18 protein-coding genes are annotated in these 20,856 nt (G+C 40.9%); 4 read left to right on the plus strand and 14 right to left on the minus strand.

What is annotated here, in order from left to right:
- The first annotated feature begins 102 nt into the window (after positions 1-102).
- Positions 103-1,542, plus strand: coding sequence for a glycoside hydrolase family 1 protein (locus tag IAE45_RS10690; RefSeq protein WP_200126130.1), 1,440 nt, complete (start codon positions 103-105; stop codon positions 1,540-1,542).
- Between the two features lie 491 nt (positions 1,543-2,033).
- Here the strand turns inward: IAE45_RS10690 and IAE45_RS10695 are convergent, their stop codons facing one another.
- On the minus strand, positions 2,034-2,150 hold the full coding sequence (locus IAE45_RS10695) for a putative holin-like toxin (RefSeq protein WP_233619015.1): 117 nt from the start codon (positions 2,148-2,150) through the stop codon (positions 2,034-2,036).
- A 368-nt stretch (positions 2,151-2,518) separates the two neighbouring features.
- Between IAE45_RS10695 and IAE45_RS10700 the strand changes: the two genes are divergently transcribed.
- Positions 2,519-3,352, plus strand: coding sequence for a helix-turn-helix domain-containing protein (locus IAE45_RS10700; protein ID WP_200126132.1), 834 nt, complete (start codon positions 2,519-2,521; stop codon positions 3,350-3,352).
- Entirely contained in the window at positions 3,345-3,764 is a 420-nt protein-coding gene (locus tag IAE45_RS10705) for a DUF2000 domain-containing protein (protein ID WP_086372605.1), read from the plus strand. The genes IAE45_RS10700 and IAE45_RS10705 overlap by 8 nt, the downstream gene beginning before the upstream one ends.
- Before the next feature lie 193 nt (positions 3,765-3,957).
- Here IAE45_RS10705 and IAE45_RS10710 read toward each other — a convergent pair whose 3' ends face one another.
- From IAE45_RS10710 to IAE45_RS10720, 3 genes are all read right to left on the minus strand, one after another.
- Entirely contained in the window at positions 3,958-4,500 is a 543-nt protein-coding gene (locus tag IAE45_RS10710) for a DUF3267 domain-containing protein (RefSeq protein WP_200126133.1), read from the minus strand.
- A 58-nt stretch (positions 4,501-4,558) separates the two neighbouring features.
- Complete coding sequence (locus IAE45_RS10715; RefSeq protein ID WP_008377898.1) at positions 4,559-4,876, minus strand: hypothetical protein; 318 nt, start codon at positions 4,874-4,876, stop codon at positions 4,559-4,561.
- Positions 4,877-5,335: 459 nt separating this feature from the next.
- Positions 5,336-6,460 (minus strand): GGDEF domain-containing protein, encoded by a 1,125-nt coding sequence (locus IAE45_RS10720; protein WP_233619016.1) that lies wholly within the window; start codon positions 6,458-6,460, stop codon positions 5,336-5,338.
- Between the two features lie 136 nt (positions 6,461-6,596).
- On the opposite strand from IAE45_RS10720, the gene IAE45_RS10725 reads away from it, so the two are divergent.
- Positions 6,597-7,340 (plus strand): EAL domain-containing protein, encoded by a 744-nt coding sequence (locus IAE45_RS10725; protein WP_081118999.1) that lies wholly within the window; start codon positions 6,597-6,599, stop codon positions 7,338-7,340.
- A gap of 372 nt (positions 7,341-7,712) precedes the next feature.
- On the opposite strand, the gene IAE45_RS10730 is transcribed toward IAE45_RS10725, so the two are convergent.
- The 10 genes from IAE45_RS10730 to IAE45_RS10775 all read right to left on the minus strand — a co-directional run bounded on the left by IAE45_RS10730 (position 7,713) and on the right by IAE45_RS10775 (position 20,829).
- Entirely contained in the window at positions 7,713-8,060 is a 348-nt protein-coding gene (locus IAE45_RS10730; RefSeq protein ID WP_200126137.1) for a DUF7006 family protein, read from the minus strand.
- A gap of 125 nt (positions 8,061-8,185) precedes the next feature.
- On the minus strand, positions 8,186-8,581 hold the full coding sequence (locus IAE45_RS10735) for a hypothetical protein (RefSeq protein ID WP_200126139.1): 396 nt from the start codon (positions 8,579-8,581) through the stop codon (positions 8,186-8,188).
- Positions 8,582-8,754: 173 nt separating this feature from the next.
- On the minus strand, positions 8,755-9,084 hold the full coding sequence (locus IAE45_RS10740; RefSeq protein ID WP_081118996.1) for an LPXTG cell wall anchor domain-containing protein: 330 nt from the start codon (positions 9,082-9,084) through the stop codon (positions 8,755-8,757).
- 34 nt (positions 9,085-9,118) lie between these two features.
- A complete protein-coding gene (locus tag IAE45_RS10745) occupies positions 9,119-9,682 on the minus strand; it encodes a hypothetical protein (RefSeq protein WP_200126141.1) in 564 nt (187 codons plus the stop codon).
- Positions 9,683-9,707: 25 nt separating this feature from the next.
- Positions 9,708-10,226 (minus strand): hypothetical protein, encoded by a 519-nt coding sequence (locus tag IAE45_RS10750; protein WP_200126143.1) that lies wholly within the window; start codon positions 10,224-10,226, stop codon positions 9,708-9,710.
- A gap of 35 nt (positions 10,227-10,261) precedes the next feature.
- Complete coding sequence (locus IAE45_RS10755) at positions 10,262-14,848, minus strand: hypothetical protein (protein WP_200126145.1); 4,587 nt, start codon at positions 14,846-14,848, stop codon at positions 10,262-10,264.
- Positions 14,849-15,223: 375 nt separating this feature from the next.
- On the minus strand, positions 15,224-16,699 hold the full coding sequence (locus IAE45_RS10760) for a helix-turn-helix domain-containing protein (protein ID WP_200126147.1): 1,476 nt from the start codon (positions 16,697-16,699) through the stop codon (positions 15,224-15,226).
- 320 nt (positions 16,700-17,019) lie between these two features.
- On the minus strand, positions 17,020-19,263 hold the full coding sequence (locus IAE45_RS10765) for an ATP-binding cassette domain-containing protein (protein ID WP_200126149.1): 2,244 nt from the start codon (positions 19,261-19,263) through the stop codon (positions 17,020-17,022).
- 341 nt (positions 19,264-19,604) lie between these two features.
- Positions 19,605-20,132 carry a GNAT family N-acetyltransferase gene (locus IAE45_RS10770; RefSeq protein ID WP_325123420.1) on the minus strand — a complete coding sequence of 176 codons (528 nt, stop codon included), beginning with the start codon at positions 20,130-20,132 and terminating at the stop codon, positions 19,605-19,607.
- A gap of 220 nt (positions 20,133-20,352) precedes the next feature.
- Positions 20,353-20,829, minus strand: coding sequence for an SAM-dependent methyltransferase (locus IAE45_RS10775; protein WP_200126151.1), 477 nt, complete (start codon positions 20,827-20,829; stop codon positions 20,353-20,355).
- Positions 20,830-20,856 lie beyond the last annotated feature (27 nt).

A 20,856-nucleotide genomic window follows, 5' to 3' on the forward strand; every position in this document is an offset into this window, starting at 1 on the left:
AAACCATACCCACCATAAAAAAGATATATATTTTTAATAAAAAGTATTTATTTATATCAAAAGCAATGTTACACTGTTAAAAACGAACAGGAGGAAACGATAATGTCAATACATACTCAGTTAACATTTCCAGATGACTTTTGGTGGGGATCCGCTTGGTCAGCAGAACAATCTGAAGGGCGTGGAGAAACAGGAAAAGCAGAGACCGTATGGGATCGGTGGTTTCACGAAGAACCTCATCGTTTTTATAAACGAATTGGACCTAGTATTACGACAGACCATATCCATCGTTACCACGAAGATATTCAATTGATGAAACAAACCGGGCACAATTCATTTCGGGTGTCTATCTCATGGGCACGAATGTTTCCAAATGATGGGGTTGGTAAAGCGAACGAGAAAGCGATAGCCTATTATCGAGATCTTTTTACCGAAATGAAAAATAATAATATCAAAGTTTTTGCGAATCTCTATCATTTTGACATGCCAGCAAAATTACAAGATAAAGGGGGATGGGAATCACGTGAAGTTGTTGAAGCTTATGTAAATTTTGCTGATACCTGTTTTCTAGCGTTTGGCGACTTAGTTTATCATTGGTTCACCTTTAACGAACCTTTGGGGCCAATCTTGGGCTCTTATTTAGAAGATTTTCACTATCCAAATCTCATTGATTTTAAACGTGGTGCTCAAGCAGCGTTCTTTACCATATTAGCCCATGCAAAAGCCATTCAAACTTTTAAAAAATACCAGCTATCTAGCAAAATCGGAGTAATTCTCAATTTGAGTCCGACTTTCCCAAGAAGCCAAAATTCAGCAGATAAAAAAGCAGCAGAAATTGCGGATCTTTTTTATACTCGTAGTTTCTTAGATCCCATGGTCAAAGGAGTATTTCCAGAAAAACTAGTCTCTTTGCTGGAGGAATATGACCAATTACCCGTTGATTTCAATGACACAGACCTAAAAATTATTGAAGAGAATACCGCGCAGATACTTGGTCTAAACTACTATGAACCACGCCGTGTCAAAGCAAGAACTTCTGCCGTTAATTTAGAAAGTCCATTCTTACCAGAATGGTTCTTTGAACCGCATATTATGCCTGGTCGTCGAATGAATGAATATCGTGGATGGGAAATCTATGAAAAAGGAATTTATGATTTATGTATGGACATCAAAAATAACTATGGAAATATTGAATCCTTTATCTCAGAAAACGGTATGGGTGTTGCTAATGAAGAACGGTTCATGGATGAAAATGGACAGGTGATTGATGACTATCGCATTGAATTTATCCAAGATCATCTCGCCTATTTATGGAAAGCAATTCAAGATGGCTGTAATATAAAAGGGTATCATCTATGGACATTCATTGATTGTTGGTCATGGATCAATGCATATAAAAACCGCTACGGCTTAGTTTCTTTAGATTTAGCCACACAGAAACGTACAATAAAGAAAAGTGGCTTGTTTTACAAGGAACTAAGTAAGCAAAACGGTTTTTCCTACGATCTCGAGCGATTGGTAGATCAGCATTCACGAATATGATCGATAGTGATCTGTATAGAAGAAACCTGTTGCCACAACTCCTTTCTAGCACCTTTTAAGAAGGCGACAGGGTTTTATTAGTAAAAAAATAACCGTTTCCTTGCTAAAGTCGACGGTTATTTTTTTGTTATTTTTCACTGTGGCTAGGATACGAAAGAGCAGCACGGCAATAAATGTACCAGAATTTATCTGGAACTTATTAGCCGCTAGTTTCGATAATAATGCTTCCCTTTTCTTTAAACATTGCATTCGTTTTTAGATGTTCGAACACTTTTCAAAAATGACTACATCGAACACCTTATTCCAATTGAGAATAAGGTTTTTCCTATGTCGCTTGTCGATTTTGTTTGAGAATATCCTTGTTAAAAGTTGAAAAATCACTCTCTTCTTGCTATACTAACTATGTAAAGAGGAGTTGTTGCCACAACTCCCCTGCAGCGCCATTTAAGACGGCGACAGGTTTTTAAACTTAGAAGATAACCGTTTCCCTGTTAAAGTCGACGGTTATTTTTTTTGTCATTTTTCACTGCGGCTAGGATACCAAAGATCAGCATGGCGGTAAATGTACCAAAACTGATCATTAGCCCGATTGCTTCCGCTGCGGACAAAAAGGCTTCTCCTTTCTGAAGAGTTAGTACTTACATTCATAAGCACCACCACCTTTCAAAGATAGCCACCGTCACAAACTTTACTGCAGTCAAATGGTACCATACTTCCATCAAAGAAACTTCCAAATGCCAAGGATTTATCATTATTTTTTTCACGGCGCATGGTTCATTTGCTTTGATTCATTCCATAGAATCGTCAAAATATGTCGCTGTTCTCTCTTCAAGCCTGATCCGCTCATTCCCGACCTCCTCCAGCCTTTTTTCTCAGTCCCAATCAAGTGTCTTCCATCAAAAAAATAGTCAAAAAGTCAATATCGTTCTATTCGCCAAAAAACACTTTTGTTATAGTTACAAAAAGGAGGTTTCAGATGAGAAACGAACGACAAATTATTCAAGATAGCACCCTTGGTGTAGAGGCCTTATTGTTTAACGGTATCCAGCAAGAGTTTCCTAACCATTGGCATGAATATTACGTGATTGGCTTAATGGAAGCTGGTACGCGCAAATTCACCTGTCAGAATACTTGCTATATTGTTGAAGCGGGCGATTTGATTTTGATTCCACCAAAAGCTGCCCATAGCTGCCAGCAACTCACGGAAGAGAAACTGGTTTACCGCAATATCCACTTAACCCCAGAGAACATGGCGGTACAAGTACAAAAAATTTTTAACACTCAATTGACACCCCACTTTCCTGAACCAGTCATTTGTCAAGTAAAAGAAAAAGAGGAATTCCATGCGGTGCACCAGCTGTTGCTGTCAGATCAGGGCGATGAATTTGAGAAACAAGAACGCTTTACTTGTCTCCTTCACGACCTGCTTGTTCAGTATGCGGATTTCACCCACGAACAAACAGATCCGGTTTCAAATAAAGCCGCAGCGGCAAAAGCCTATATCGATCAACATTATGCCGAAAAATTGTCCTTGAGTGAATTAAGTGACGTTCTTGGAATGAATCAGTACGTCTTGATTCGGCAATTTACCAAAGCGTATGGGCTGTCGCCGTTTCAATATTTAAGTACGGTGCGCATCAGTGCTGCCAAGAAAAGACTAGAATCACAAGAAGCAATTGCAGAAGTCGCTTTTCTGACAGGTTTTAGTGACCAAAGTCATTTTACCCGTATCTTTAAAAGCTTGATTGGGGTCACCCCGAAAGCTTACCAAACAATTTACCAAGAAGATGGAGTGAGAACGTATGAATAACCAAGAAAAATGTGTCATGATTATCGATGAACAATTACCGATTGGCTTAGTTGCAAATACTGCTGCAATTTTAGGCGCAACCTTGGGCAAATTGTTTCCCGAAGGAATCGGAGAAGATATTTACGATTCGACAGGCAGAAAACACCTTGGCATTGTCAACTTTCCCATTCCTATCTTAAAAACGAACAAGGAGCAGTTGCAGACCATTCGTGAATCGATCAGTCAGCAAGCTGATCCAGAAGTAACCATCATTGATTTTTCCGACGTTGCTCAGATCACCAATTCTTACGAGCAATACCGTCAGACGCTTGAGACGATTCCCACAGAAACACTGGCTTATTTTGGTCTTTGTTTAAAAGGCAAGAAAAAGAGTATCAATAAAGTCGCTGGCAGCTTGCCGTTGTATCGGTAAAGCGCTAGTAAGAAAACGGTCGTTTAAAATAAATTTTCTTTTTGTCGGCCGAACAGTCTTCTTGCTATATACGTTATTTATAAACAGTCCTACAAAAAAACAAACACTTTTGAGGTGTTTGTTTTTTTGTAAGAGATTTTCTAACATACATTTTCTTGCTCTTTGATTTTGCCAAGATCAATTGAAAAAGAAACTACTCTCCTTGATAAATATTCAGCCCCACTTCAGTATCTTCTACACAACTGTTCGCTGGTGCTTTAACAATCAGAAAAAGAAAGTAAAAGTCTCCCACACAAGAAGCGGCATGTGCGGCAGCAATCAAGGTGAAAAGAGATGCCGTCAACCAGCCAAATAAATAAAATAGAAAGAGACCCACAGAAATGCCAAGGAATGGCGCCAATAAAATGATGGCAAATTTCCCTTTTGAATAAAAGGAATGGGGACTCGTGGCATATGCTACCCCATTTTTGAACCCAAACTTTACCTTCCCTTTAGGGTCAAAAAGCTTGAAGAAGGCACCATGGATCAATTCATGAATAATGATGAGAATAAAATACGCAACCACTAAGATCAAAAGATCGAAAATAAACGAAGTTTCAGCATTTGATCTATGACCACCTAAGACAAAGAGTGTAAAGAACACATAGAAAAAAATAAAACTAGGGATCGCCGCGAGATTCAATCTCTTTATTGTTTTTTTATCATCCATTAAATTAATTTGCTTGAGTAATTTCATCGCTGTTCTCCTTTTCTTTTCGACATTCTTCTTAGTACTTAATTTCTATTAATTCCCTTTACCCAACCAACAAGAGCAGCAAACACAAAACCAGTGCCGTTAAAACGAAGAGGAAATTGATCGTTTCTGGCGCACCTTCGATCCTTCTCTTTAATGGCGGAGGACGAAAACTTGGATTCATGCTTTTCGTTTGGTAGTCCACGCTGCTTGATAAAAAGCTGTCGGAAGGGATCATAAACACCAAAAGAACGCCGTAAATAATGGATGCAGGAATCAGGAGTGAGCATTTGGCTAAGTAGCCAATCAGCAGACTCACGATCAAAGGAATAGCTACGTATAAAGCACTTTGGTACAGTGTTCGCCGAATTGGTTTCATAGGGAAGTCTCCTTAGTCAGTCTTCGTTACACACAGAAAAAAAATAATTTTATTTACTTATCAAATAAATATACCATTGCTTTCTAAGGGTGTAAACACGCAGAAAACCAATTCGATGCTGCCAAGTGCGGCTACCCAATGCTTGGTGCAAAAAAAGAAGTGGTTTCTTCCCACTTCTTAAAAAGCACTCTCCTTGCCTTTCTATCCTCGCTTAACCTCTCAAGATAATCGGAAACCGTTTAGTAAACCGTTATACTTACCAGATTGCTTCCCCTCTTCCTTTTGAAAAAGCTACGACTCTGGACAAAGAAGCCTGCGAACATTGTCTCTTTATTAAAACTTCTTCTGAAAAGCATTCGTCTAAAAAAATCATACGGCCTTGTCTTTCCTTTTGGTTTCCTACAACACCCAATCTACTTGAGAAAAGACTGCTGAACCTTCTTTAGAAACGAAAACGTCTCAAGAAAATATAATCGTGCGGTTTCTGCCCTTCCTTTTGGCTTCGTACAATGCTTGATCTGCTTGGTAAAAGGTTTCTGAAATGTCTAACGCAGAGGCTGCTTCTGAAATCCCTGCCGAAAAGTAAAGGGTCAGTTGTGTTCCCTCTAGTTTCAACTGTTCATTGCTTAAGAACAAATGAAATTCTTCAATAATTTTTTTCACTGACACGGAAGTATTCTCTTTAAATAGGACTAAAAATTCTTCGCCACCATACCGATAGACTTCGACTAAATGGGAAGGACTTTTTTGATAGAGAAATGTCGTCAGTTTATCCGAAAAGAAGGTTAAGGCTTGATTGCCGATTTGATGTCCATGGTGATCATTGATCTGCTTAAAATGATCTAAATCCATCATCACCACGACCAGCTGATCCTTCTCGTTTATCACCAATTTTGAAATATCTTCGTTCAAACTACGGAAATTTTTTACCTTCGTCAACTCATCATAATTGCGCTCAATGATCTTCGTATTGATTTTTTCGAGAAAGTTTTTTTGATTCTGCAGATAATACTTCCATAAAGAAACGATTGCCACTGATCCAATCCCTAAAGTGACAGCATCCCAAAGACCAACTTCACGGCGGTGAAAAAGCAATGCGTTGACCATCGGCGAGACAACCGTAACCACAATCGAAAATAGATAAAAGACAGTATGATTTGTCTGTCCGTAAAATCTTTTCTTTAATAAGCGAGTAACGATTAAAATGATGTAATTTAATCCGATAATAAAGAGCATGGCTCCCCATTCGAACTTATTGATCAATGCAAAAAAAGTTAGCAAGATGACGGGGACCAGCCCAATCAGATATATTTTTTCTTTGAGGATACCAAAATAATAAATAAAGATTGGAATCGTATATTCATACGCAACATAACCGATACTGTTCAAAGAAAATGATATAATAAAGTAGACTTGCGAAATGAACAGAACGACACCGATAAGAATTTTAAATGACAAGCGTAAATTCAATTCTTTGAAGTTCTTGATAAACAGATCATACGAAATGAGCAAGCTTACAACTAAAACAGAATAGATCGCAGCATAAATCAGATGGACAAACACACTATTCCTTCTTTCTTTCATAGATTTTTCTTTAAAATCCTTCGCCCATGATTTTGAAAGGCTCGATTCTTTAACAATGCAGGTAAAGAACTCGATCTTCCTTTCCTGCACTTCATGAAACCAAAAATAAAACTACCCCAGAAAGGAGCAGAAACCAATGGCTGAAAAAATTGAACAAGAACTCTTATCGATATTTCCCCAATTATACTTTGATGCCCAGCCTATCTTTCAAATGAAACAAGATAGTCAGAAAGTGATTGGCTACGAGTTATTATTGCGAAGTACCGAAAGAAATAGGTTTCCCCTTTCTTTCTTCCAGCAAGTGATCAAATATAAAAAACTACACACTCGCTTACTACAATGGTATCGAAATGAAATTTTCAGCTTGCTTCATCCCAACGAAAATACAAAAATTAGTCTCAATATCCACCCGCAACAACTTAGTTATCCAGAAACCTTTCTGATGTTAGCAGACTTAGCCCCTTACCATAATCGTATTTTGATTGAGATCACCGAAGACGATACGGAACCTTCCATCGCCTGTGATCCCAAATCCTTTCTTATGAACAAAATCAACCAAATAAAACAGATGCACTTTTCTGTCGCATTGGATGATGTAGGGACGGGCATTCATTCCCTGACGAATATTGCGCCAATGCTGGACAAAATCGACGTGATCAAATTTTCGCCTATCTCATTGCGCGTGCTGCCCCAAAAAGAGATTTTCTTTTTGATCGACTTCTGGCGCAATATTGCCAGTAACCGCCAGCTCCAATTTATCGTTGAAGGAGTGGAAACCTCCGATATTCACGAGTATTTGCTTGAAGAAGAGATTTTTCTTCAACAAGGGTTTTACTTGGATAAACCTGCCCCCGCGGATCAATTAAAGCGGAAAAATTAGTCATCGCGTCGTTTATTTTTCTCACTATATGCGATAAAAAATAAACGATTATTAAAAAAATGAACAGATGCCCTTCAAATATAACACAAATAATTTTATTTGCAGAATTTTTGCTGGTTCGGCATCGTTTTAACGGTGATTTTACATGAGAGGGAGTAGAAATCAAAGTAAAGACCTTTTTTAGATAGGTGAATAGACAAAAAGCATTCAAGAAGTCAATTCCTGAATGCTTTTTGTCTAACCACTCTTTTTTCGATACACCCCTTCTATTTCAATCGCTCACCTTCACTAATTGCAAAAGTATTAATAATAGTCATCACTTCTTACCTACTCGTCTTGCTAGAAGTGATTCCTATCATTCCCCTCCTTGATTCATCTCACATTGAAAACCAGAGAATGCTTCGCTTTTGTTCCTAGATTGTAACCACACAGTTCTTTCAGATAAAATCGGTAATCATTTTCAACGATTCGAATGATCTCGTCATCGGAAAAATCGTCAAATCGCATCATTTCTGTGACTAAAACCAGTTTGGCATCGATTCCCAGAATATCTGGGGTGATCGCCCAAAATGTTTCTGGAGAAATCTCTGCTACCAATTGATCAAGTAACGTTAATTGCTTTTCTACATAAGAGGCTAAGGCACCATTTTCACGATTGGAATCCGCAAATTTCTTTTGAAATCCATCAAGATATTCTATCTTTGAAGTAAATACAGTCATGCTTCTTTGCTCCTTTCTTTGAGGGGAACAAGCCCCCTTATTTTCTTCCTAAGTCTCATCCTATTCTTTCTCGTTATCTATTCACTACTTTTTCTAGCTACTGAGAAAACACCAAGGTCCAGTAGTCAATGAAGAATATCCAGCAACCCTCTGACCAGCTGCTTGTAATGCTCTTTTTGATCCTTCGCCTCATCTTCTGCCTTGATTGAAAGACTTTGCTCAATTGCTTCTTGAGGCATCAACAAATGGGTGTTCAAATTTGAGATGTACGAGACGCATTCTTCCAACAACTGATACTCTTTTTGTAGGACACTAGGTACTTTATACGTACGAAAAATGAACAAATAGCGAGCATTCGCTTTTATTTCTTCTATGTGATTATTTTCTAATAAGTAACGCATCTTATCTATTTTTTCCCCTTGGGGATAGGGGCTAGAATCTGCAGTCAGCAGATGATAGTAGTAGCCAATATATTCACTATTTATGATGGTTCTTTCAAACGCTTCTTTCTTGATCTTCATCTTCTGTATCCTTTCAAAACTATCACTGACCTCACTTATACAGCGTTTGTGGTATCACTAAGGACTGCTTACCTTTTTGATTCATTTTTTATCCGCTCTACTCTTTCATTAAAAAGGAGAAACTGTAAGTTTTCCTCACAGTTTCTCCTTTACGCTTCTAGCGATGACGATAGTTAAGGAGCGACGCTTTCACCGTGCTTCTTTTTTCTTGTCGCTGCAATGACAAACAGTACTAGGAGTGCATACCCAAGGATAATCAAACTGCTTGTGTTTGAAGAACCTGTTTGCGGTAATTTCCCTTGTCCAATTTGAGAAGCATCTGCGACGATCGTTTTCTTATTGTCATCGTCTGCTTCTTCCTCTTGCGTCACCGTTTCACCGATTCGACCAGTCACAGAGACTTGCCCTGTCGTCGCCTCGGCGACGCTGGTTTCCGATAGATCCCAGACAGTCAGAGTCAGTAACACAGCGACGAAAAGGACGATTCGTTTTCGTTTTTTCATATGATAGATCCCTTCTTTACTGGGATTTCAATTCTTAGTCTTCCTCTACATCCGGCGCAAAGCTCAAGACCAATTTGAAGCTTGGATTTGATTCTTCTGATGCATCGGTCGGTGTTGCTTCACCAGTGAACGCAAACGTCCCTTCATTCGTTCCTTGGTTGCCTTCAAGGGTAAACAATTCTGTTTCTGTTACAGTTGGTGTGCCGTTTTCAAACAACTCAATCCCGTTTACGTTTAACAAGTCTACTTCAGACATATTCAATGGTGTATCGACACCCGCAACAGAAGCAATTACGCCAACTGCTGAGTTATTTGTCACAGTGTAGGTAGGTGAAACGATCTCTTTGTGGCTTGATTCTTCTGTGGTGTAGAACAAAGCAGTCGTTGGAATCGTCACATTGATCCATTGGTTCAAATCTTCGGGATTTGGTCCAGGGGTTGTGTTATCGAATGATCCGATGATCCCGTTTACTTGGACATCTCCTGACGTATCCCCTTCACGTCCGTCAATGGTTTGTGTCGCAAAAGCGGTGGTGCCGCTTGCGATTACTCCTGCGATTGTTGCTGTACTTAGAATGGCTGCTACAAATTTTTTCATTTTTATTTCCTCACTTTTCTTTTTTTTAATTCTTAACGATAATCGTTAATTCAGCTTCAGTGACCCCTTGTTTTTCTTTGCTTTCAGGGTCGTAAATATTGATGGTGGCTTTGGCAGGATACTCGCCTTTTGCCAATGGTGTCGCCAAGGCAACATTTTCAACAAATTGATTTGGATGGATCGCACCGGAAGAATAGATGACTTCCCCGCTCGACAGTAAAGAGATATCCACGGCGATTGGGTACACATTGGTGCCCGGGTTGACGATCTCAATGGATCCCGTGCTTTGACCATCTTCAAAAATGGCTTCTGGATTGATTTGCAGGGTAAAATAATTCGCATCTGCAATTTCCTGCGCCCGTTCAGATACTCGCTGATCGGTGGCATCGCCAGACTCCGGCAACAAGTCAGCACTGATCAAAGGGACTGCTGCTTTGGATTGGTAAAAGTAGTACCCGAACCCACCGGCAAGTACTGCCAATAGCAACAACCACCAGAGCCATTTCCGTCGTTTTTTGTTTTCGGTTTGATTCGTTTGCTCCAATGGATTCACCTCCTTCACATTTGGTACGATCTTTTTTAGTCTCGTGGGACAAAGCGTAAGACGATGCGATAATTCGGTACGAGCAAGTCTTCATAATACCCGCCTTGATCGGCTTCTGCATCAACGACCCATTGCGGGTAATCCCCATAGAAATCCCCCGTTAAGGAAATCGGCACGCGACTTCTTTCTTCTAAGCGAACCAAGTGTTGTTCCTCCATCGCTTCATAGAGTTGGATCTGTGTTTCATCTGTTTTTAGGTTCAATCGCAACAGCGGGGTTGAGATATCGTCATAGCTAAGGGTTGGGTCCTCTTCTTCGCTTTCACTTTCGGCATAGTCGAGAGGATCTTCTCCCGCTTCTAATAAGACAATACTGGCACTATCATCGATCGCCAGTTGATTGACGTAGGTATCCACGGCAAGTGGCGATTGATTGCGGATCTCATACCCTTGGCTTTCAAAATTACGATTCGATTCCGCTGTGTTGTACAAGGATTCGAAGACCATTTTGGTCGGGATCGTCACCCGCATATGCTCAAGTTTCGATGTCACATCGATACCGACTATCAGCTGGTAAGCTTTATTTCCCACCTCAAGAACAGCGAAGTAGCTACCGTCTTCGTCCACTTCTCGTGTAAGATCCGTTTCTACGATGCGAAAGTCATCCGTCATATCCGCTTCCGTCAATACATTTGCGGCTTGCGCACGACTTTCTTGAAGTATCAAGGCATCTAATTCTTCTTGCGTGCTTAATTCATTAACTTTATAGCGATCTAAGGTGATATTGTATGCTTCAAAGTTCACCCCTTTGATAACGGTTTGACGAGCAGTCACATCGACATAAGTCTCAATCGAAGGTTTTGATAAGAAAATCGACACTTCTGTCTCTGTTTCCAATCGTTCATTTTCTCTTAAAGGAATGCGGAAATAGCGATACAGCTGATTTTCATCTCGATAGTCGCCCCATTCGATTCGTTCAGAGTTTTTGTCCAATTCAACGAGTTCTCCATCAGTATTTGTATAGGAGATAATTGTGACATCGGTATCCTCGTAGATGGAACCAGTAATTTCGGTCGATTGATCACTCAATGCATCGATTCGTGCAACGAGACCTTCTGGTTCTGAAAAACGAATTTTATTGAAGTTATTCTTAGAAATCACTTGGTAAATATCCGTTTGTTTTTCCAGACTCTCCAAAGAACCATCTAGTTGCTCACCACTCAGTAATCTGGAACGTGCTTCGCCATTGCCTGTGCCTCCATAAGGGAAGGTATTCCCGCCATTTCGATTGATTCGCATGATCCCAGAAATGTTGATAAATTCTTCTGTAGGTGCCTCTAAAGAAGCATTTTCCCAAACTGCTAGTTTTTGACTCGCCACATTGATTCGTAAACCGTTCGCAACCGTATTTTGTGCGGAGCGGATCAAACGCTGCAATTGCGCATTGGCTTGACCAGTTCTTGTCGTAGGGTGACTAATTTCAAACAAATTCACATTGTTTATATTCAATCGTGCATTGGCTAGTCTGAAATAAAGAACTTCAGATTTATTTCTTATGGTTTCTAACACAACCGTAGAATCTTCTTCTGCCGAAAACGAATTGCGCACATTGACTAACGGGCGATTGATAAATTCTGCTGATGTCCCCATGCCTGTTCGATTATCAGTAAGGGAAAATTCCGCTCGTTTTCCAACGGTAATATTTGCGAACGAATTCGAGTGACTGGATGACCAGTTTCCGCCTCCTTGCGTATTTAACCCTCTCGCAAACCCTTTAAAGGTCGCGTCATCATTGAGAATGAAATTAGAGGAAGTCGTGACTCTAAAGATTCCTCCAGATTGATCCACGTCAAGGGTAGCTCCTTTGCCAATCCGAACAAATGAATTACTAGCAGTCAACCATATAAAGCGGGAATCTGAAGTCGTTCGATCTCTTCTTGATGTCATGGTGGCATTGTCTTGCAATTCCACTCTTTGCGACACTTGGATTCTAGAGTAGTTTTGACTTGTTGCCGAATTTTGAATCGCCGTTGTTGTTGGCTCTGTCAAATGCACTTCAGCATGTTGCGCAAGCGTAACTGAACGAACAGTGGTGTTTCCTGTCATTCCCCTCGCTGCGTTGATTCTCGTATAGGAATTTTCGCCGAATAACAGATCCGTCGTTCCGACTCCCTGTAGAAATCGTCCCCCAGTATCAACTTCGGCTTTACTTCCTTCTTCCATCGTAAATTTCGAATTCGCCAAGGTTAAACGAAAAACGGCTCTTGCAGCTTGTCGCGTAGTATGATTGACCGTTACTTTCGCTTCACGGCCTAGTTTGATTTCTTCTCTAAACCGGAAAAAATCAACATTTGCATTACTTCGTCCAGAAACGGTGATTTCAGAGTGATCGCCCACATGCAACCGGCGAATGGTTGAAGAAGCAGCAGATGAGGTACCGCCGGTAAAGCCTTGCGCGGTTTGTAGACTGATCGTATTTTCTTCACCAATATAGATATCTGTTGTGCTGCGACCAGTAACAAATGGCCCTACTTGATTGAGTGTGATGGTTGCATTTGCTTCTGACAAAAATTGGGAAGCCGTCGACGTTGAACCCAATGCAATGAAAGGATTGGCTGCTGAAGACGTACGAGAATAATTGATCGCTGCTTTTTCTCCTAGGAAGAAACGCCTTTGCACGGAAAAAGCATTGGCTGCTGCGCTCGTTGAATGCTCAGCAATATTGATTTCAGCTCCTTCAAGCAGTTCAAATTGATCCACCATCGTTCCAGCCGTGAAGCCATGACCTAACACACCAGTAAGTTTCGTATATTTTCCTAATGTTACATGAGCCAAACTTGCGTTGACGAAAGCCCCACGCTGGTTCACAGCTATTTCTGAATAATCACCAATGGCGATTTTCCCGTTGCTTGATGCTAAGCCGATGACGACATTCGATGTACTTGCTGAAGAGGTCGTTCGCGTTCTCGGTACGTCAATTGTTGTATGACTTCCGATTTGAACCGAGGATGTTGCGAAAAAGGTTCGATACGCTTGACCAACCGTAGCATTAGCAGGTTCACTGATGGATATTTCCACCTGATCACCGATCGAAATACTGTCGACTGCTACGTTGCCATTAAACCCGTTACTATGCTGATTGTTCATTTTCACGTGGTCTTGGATCGCGATCGTGGAACTAGCCACACCAGTAAACAGCGGTCCCTGCTGAGAGATTTTGGTTCGTGTGTGCTCCCCCAAATCGATGACGGAATTTGCACTTCGAAGCTGAATAAATGCTCCAGTGGTTGTGCCCGTACGCGTTCCCTCAATGATGGTAGGTTGGTCTGCGGTACTATTTTCAACGATGAAGCTGCGTCCGACATTGATGGCGGGTGTCGTGCTGACTGTTCCGTACTCAGATAGTTTTAACTGACTACCCGCTTGTAACCGTACCTCCCCTAACGTACTGGTGGAGTTTCCGGAAAGCCCTTGTCCGGTGCCAACATCTAGTGTTGCTCCTGTTGCTAAAGTCAACCGACTATCTTGATTGGCATTTGGCAGGGAAACCATGGCGCCAGATTGGCGAATCGTCGTCACGCTTTCTTGCCCAAATACAAGTGTGGCTGCTGCTCCAGTCAAATGAAAGACGGTCCCAGTATTAGCATTTGCCGCCCGTGTGACGGAAAATACTGCTTGTTCCGCAATCACTCCTTGATTTAGTTCAAAAATCGGAGTGGTATTTGTGGACCGATGGTCGATCATAAATTCCCCTTCGACGGTCAAGCGATTTGCAGTAAATAGTGTCGGAATCGATGCTGCTGCGGTCGTTAACCGATTACTGCCTTTGAAATGTAGGTGCGCTTGATTGTTATTCACCAATCGTCCAGTAGACGTTGTTAGCTCTAGTTGGGTATTTTCAAAAACGATCGTGGATTGCCCAGTTGTTTGAGCCAAACCTTGGGCCGAAGAAATCCCTTGCAGCTGAAGGCCTTGCCAAGTTAGTTGCACTGGATTGACAAATTGCATCAAATCATCCGCTGTTGCTTGAGAAATGACTGCTTGTTGCCCAGTAAACGTAACATTTGTCCGCTGAATCTCGCTGATTGGTGCAGTCAAAGTGAAAGTGCCAGAAAGAGTGAGAAGGATGGCTTGGTCATTGGCGATTTGTCCATAGTCATACAAAGTATCTTGACTATCCGTATAGGATTCTCCTAATAAAATCGCCCGCAGTTGCTCCTCACCTTCAACTGAAATTGCCAGGATTTCTGCTTCTGTGTCCAAGGCTTCGACTTGTGGTTCTTCCTTATCTTCCTCATCATCAACCTCGTTTGCCAAATCTGCCTCGTTCGTGCTTTCTTCTGGCAATGATTCTTCTACTAGCTCTTGGTCTTCTTGACTAGCTGGGGACGAATCTTCGGGAGAGTCAGAGGGCGCCGGGGGTTCTTCACTGCTTTGCTCCGTTATTGCCGGAAAGTCAGCTAACTCATCCGAGCTACTCGTTGGCTCAAGGTCAGCTGACGCGCTCGCTTCTGTAAGCGAAACAGTATCTGCCACAACTACTTGTTGGAATGTCACTATCGTGTTGATTCCAGAAGTACTTATTAGTAGTAAAGCAGAAAACAACGTAATTAATTTCATCATGTCCTCCTTTCTTCAAGTATTATTCAGTAATATGAAGTCCTTATGCCTAGGCTACTCGCCCCCTTTTCCCATAGAATCGTCCCATAAATCTTCGTTTTTGAGAATCGAAAAAAAAAGACATTTGAAATTATCAAATGTCTTTAAAAAGTTGTTAAGTTAGGATTTTATCAAATAACAACTACATAAGAAATCTATTCTCTTAAAAACGAAGATTTATGAGACAGAATAGCTGTAAGTGTTTCACACGTGTGCCTTACTAACACCTAGAATACCGTGGTCTCAAAACAAAAGAAAATCATTATTTTCATCAACGCCTGAAATAGATGAAAATAACAATGGTTGTCCTTTCTAAGGCTTCCTATCATTAGCTTTGTACTAAAACAGAGGTGATTGGGCTGAGCTTAATTTTCTTTCCAAATAGTCCCAATCTTGCTCATCTGGAAGTGGTTTTAGTAAGAAGTACTCTGTTTCGATATGATAGTCAGAGAGGTAGCGTGGATAATTTGTGACAACCATATCGATATGGGTCTCATTTAAGGCTTCTTTGGTCAAGTATTGTAGTGGAATAAAGGTCAAAGAATGCCGATTTCCAAATTGACGGAGCGCGCGTATCTGGATATGCTGACAAACAAAATGATCCCCTTCTAAAAGAAAATAGACTGTTTTTTTGGAAGCGTAAAAATCGAAAATCAATTCACTATATAGCGTGAGACTCACACATACATCCTCAAGATAACTTATGTTTAGAGCAAGCTTGTCACGATGTTTTTCAAGAAAATCCAAATTTTTCTGGTAAAGCTCACAATTCGAGCGCATGATTGCTTCTTTGATATCACTCATTTCTTTGTTCAAGACAGGGGTGATTTGGTGGTTGAGCTTTCTTGATAGGAAAAAGGACCGTAAGAAGGTTTGGGTAGTTGCTTGCTTTTCTTGCGGTACGTCTCGTCCCCTCAAAAAGAGTGCTGTCATGTCCGCGATTTCTGATCCTCGATTGAAATGCTGATAAAATTTCTGTTCTTGTTCCTCTTGATTGAACGTTCGCTTACAAAGCGTTACTAGATAGATCCAAGCAAATTCTTCTTTTGACAATTGCAATTCGTAAATTCTTTCAATGTCTTCTTTTAAGGTACAAAGCGCAGAAAAACCACTACTCTTATAAGCAAGTTCCGCTAACTCTTCTGGAAGATCGATCGAACAACCGAGACTGGCACGCTTGATGGCGATGTAAAACGTATAGTTAAAAGCCGCAGGCGTTACCCCCGAACCTAAATCATAATCGCCTGTTTGTCCTTGCAATTTCTCAAGGATCAACTCGTGTAACTCAGGATCTGGAATCATCGTAAAGATCGTTTCAGCACCTTCATAATAAAAATCTTTGAAAAACTTCCGCAGATTTGCTTCGCGTCCTTCAATTGTTAAAGGATTGGACGTCCATTGCAAACCATAACTTTTTAATATGGGGTTACGTTGGTTAAGCAAACGGCGGAACGTACTTTCCGAGAAATGATAATGATGGGCCAATTCATCAACTTTGGCCAGCTTTCCATGGAAAATATTGCCAATGATCTCAAATAAGCATTCGTTTTTTAGTAGATTCTGTTTTCGTTTCTTGTAAATTTCGGATTGTTTTTCCTCGAAAATAAAGCCGCTATTTCCCGAAAGCAAGGAAATACTCTCAGCAAAATATTCTTTGATATATTTAATGTCACTGGCAATCGTTCGCTGAGTCACTTGGTTTTGCTCTGCTAAATCGCCAATAGTGAAAATACGATCACGCTCTATCGTACTCAAAATTCGAAATAAGCGACTCGTCGTTCGATTACTAATAAAAGCCATCTGTAAATCTCGCATACTTTTTCTCCTTGTTTGGTGTTTTCTTTTCTTTACTATTACACAAACAAGACAAAAAACGAAATAAATATGCTCTTTTTTTATCTTTTTTATACAAAAAACGCACTTAAATTGATTTAAATTGCAAATTTAATTTCAACTATAGCTTTTGCTTCTTCTGGTATGAAAGCAGCACTCTATGTTATGGCTATGTACCATCCTCTGCAATAAAATGGTCGGTGGGCTTTAACCACAGTTACTCGCTCAGAGACCAAATAATTTTTAATTCCATCAAAAAAACCACACCTTTCTCTCTAAGAGTCAAGTGTGGTCGATAGGTTTTATTTTTCAAACAGATACTGCGCAGTAATCGATGATTGACAATTAATCAGTTGTTCTGGGGTTCCTTCGTACAAGATTTCACCACCACGTATCCCACCATCAATGCCGACATCGATCAGCCAATCCGCTGCTTTCATGACCTCAAGGTTGTGTTCGATCACGATCACCGTGTTGCCTTTTTCTACTAGTCGTTCAATGATCGCCAAGATGCTCTTGATGTCTGTCATGTGCAATCCGGTCGTTGGTTCATCCATAATGTAGATATTGCCTTTTTTGCTTAATTCTTTTGCTAACTTCAGTCGTTGGCATTCACCGCCAGACAAGGTATTTAATGGCTGTCCGAGGGTCATGTATCCTAGACCCACAGCCAAAATCTGTTTTAATTTTCTTTGGATGGCTTTTTCCTCAAAAAATTCCACCGCTTCCGTGATACTCATGGCCAGGACTTCATCGATCGACTTGCCTTTCAAGCGATACTGGTAGACTTCTTCTTTAAACCGTTTGCCGCCGCAGGCCTGACACAAAACCTCGACGGAATCCATAAAGGACAGCTCCATCTTGATAGTACCATGGCCCTTACACGTTTCACAGGCACCTTCGGAATTGTAGGAAAAAAGACCTGCTGAAACCTTGTTTTCTTGCGAAAACAACTTGCGAACGTCATTCATGATTCCTGAATAGGTTGCAGGATTAGAGCGAATATTCCCCGCCACCGCTGATTGATCGATCGTAATGGCTTCAGGGTATTCTTTGGCAAAAACACCATTTACCAAACTGCTCTTTCCAGAACCAGCGACACCGGTCACCACCGTAAATACCCCTAATGGCACCCGCAGTGCTGTATTTTTCAAGTTATGCAGCGTTGATTTTTTCGTTTCGATAAACTGATGACTCTGGCGAGGTGCTTCTTTAAAGTCCATCATCTGTCCAAATGCTTTGCCAGTCAGTGTATCTGAGCGCAGCAATCCTTCAAAGGTTCCTTCGTAGGTAATATAGCCGCCATTTTTCCCCGCTTTAGGACCAACATCGATAATATGGTCAGCTACTTTAATGACATCTGGATCATGCTCCACTACGATGACGGTGTTTCCTTTGTCCCGTAGTTTGACTAACAATTCATTCAATCGATGGACATCCCTTGGATGTAGCCCAATACTCGGTTCATCAAAAATGTAGATCACATCGTTCAAGCTAGAAGACAAGTGTTTGACCATTTTTACCCGCTGACTTTCCCCACCAGAAAGGGTCGTCGTTTCACGGTCTAAGGAAACATAATCCAACCCGATATTGATTAGATCAATGATTCTCGCTTGGATGTTTTGAAGCAGCGGTTGGACACTCTCCTCCGAGATTTCTTGAAGAACCGTCAATAGTTCATCCACTTGCATCGCCAAAACGTCCGCAATCGAATAGCCCGCGATTTTGCACGCGAGTACTTGTGGATTGAATCGTTTTCCCTGACAGTCAGGACACTTCTGCTCATTCATGAAAGAAGCGATTTTCTTCTGGGTAGCAGCGGAGCTTTCATTGCCACCTTTGATATTGGAGCGATTAAAACGAGCGACTAAGCCTTCATAGGTGGAACTCATGCCTTCCATATACAAGGAATCGATTTTTTCTCCTTGGGCATACAAAAAGCGGTTCATTTCCTCTTCGCTATATTCTTTCAACGGCTTGTCATTGTCAAAAAAGCCCGTATTGGTGAAGGACTTCAGCAACCAAGAGCCGATTTTGTGGCCAGGAAGCAGGATCGCCCCTTCGTTCAAGGACTTTTCAAGATCCAGTGCTTTTTCTAAATCTAACCCGACGATGCGCCCAATCCCTTCACAAGTGGGACACATCCCATGAGGGTCATTGAAGGAGAAATTCCATGCAGGACCTAAATACGGTTGACCAAGACGAGAAAAAAGCAAGCGGATCAAGGGGTTGATATCCGTGATCGTCCCTAATGTAGAGCGGGAATTGCCGCCTAAACGACTTTGATCAACTACTACCGCCATCGAAAGATTGTCGATGGCATCCGCATCGGGCTGGCTGTATTTTGGCAAAAAGTTGCGGACAAATTTCGAAAAGTTCTCATTCAGCTGTCGACCTGCTTCTTGTGCGATCGTGTCAAAGACGATCGATGACTTGCCAGAACCAGAGACACCCGTGAAAATCGTAATTTCTCTTTTGGGAATCTTCAAGTCAAAGCCCTTCAAATTGTTCTGTCTGGCGTTGCGGATCGTAATGTATTCCTGCATGCTATACCCTCCCAGATTCTATTGAATTTTTACAGTGAGCGACCATTATAGCACAAACATTCTCGCTGTTTCTCGGAATTTTGCAAAAAACTATGTTTATTTTATGTTTTGTTCTCAATGCTGGAATAGCAAGGATAGGGGCTTATGCAATTTTTCGATAACTATTGTATAGGAAGGAATTTAGCGTGCGAACGAAGTTAGAAGACAGAGCGAAGAAGGAGTATTTTGAACGACCTTAAATTGCTAAAAGGTAAAAAACAGTCCATTTCTCCTTGCTTGCAAAGTTAAATGGACTGTTTTCATGAAATAACCTTTAACCGTTTGAAGCCGACTGTTATAGATCAGCTCAATGCAGTTGACGGAAACGTTTTGATCAATGTCACCGTTTCTTCTGCCCCGTAATCCCCTTCGGCATATAAAGTAAGATACTCTTCCAACAAATAGTCAGCAAGGTCTTGGGTAGATTGCGTAAAACCAGCCTTTTCGTAAGATTTGACTGCAGCAATATTTTTTCTCGACGGCCGCATCATCAATTTTTGAATGCCGAATGTTTCATGTAAATGATCACCGAGGGTGACGATCGCATCGGTGCCAAATCCTTTGCCACAATGAACTTCCCGATTCAACCAGATATCCAATTCTGCTATGCCGTCTTTTAGATGAAACGAGGAGTAGCTAATAAAGCCAATCGGTTGACCTGCATGTAGAATCAAAAAGCCTCTGCCATTTTGCGGTTGAGCACCAGTAAAATAATACTCTTGATAATCCTCAAAAAACTCTGCTTCGGTGGCGATCGGTGCATTAGGATAAGAAGGTGGTCCAGAATGATATTTTGTGGTTTCAGAGTGAAAACACCATTGATAGACCACCTATTTATCTTTGATTTCCGCAGGGATTAAAGTGACTTTGTTGCCTGTTAGCATGTGGTATACTCCTTTCGCTCTTCCTAATGTTTCCCCCAATTATAGCGGAGGATGTTCCTTAAAAACAAACCGCGTTTTTTCTTTGCTTGAATCGAACATCGACATTTCTTAAATTTTCATTGTTGCGCCAACAATCTTCCGATTGATTCCTCTATTTTTTTATCCTCTAAAAACTAAATTCATTTTCCCAATTAAAATCAGCAGATTCTTCCAAGCTGTTCGGCCAATGATGGCACCATGAAGGAACTCTAGGCGCTTCTACTCGATCCAAACTTGGTGTGTACGGTTTGATATCTATTAGCGGCGTTTGGTCGTTTGCATCAATATAAGGAATAGAAAGAATTCCTTTCTCAACATCGACTGATAACACTTGAACAACACTTAATGCAATTGGATTTGGTCGAATGGGTGATCTCGTAGCAAATATTCCCATTTTTTCAGGCGCATGTTTATAGGGTTGCTCAGCATCCAAAATCATTCGATACTTTGCATCCGCAAAATCACTGAACCACCACACTAATTGAAGATGACTAAATCCTTCAATCCCTGCTAAAGCTGGAATATATTCTTTCTTAAGCTTGAGCAAGCATCCTTCCTCATTGTTTTGAATGATCCCGATCGGTTGTAGTTTATATTCTGTCATTTTCTTTCCTCCATTTCCTCTTGGTGC

It is taken from the genome of Enterococcus sp. S53, assembly GCF_016516865.1.
GTDB classification, from domain to species: domain Bacteria; phylum Bacillota; class Bacilli; order Lactobacillales; family Enterococcaceae; genus Enterococcus_D; species Enterococcus_D innesii.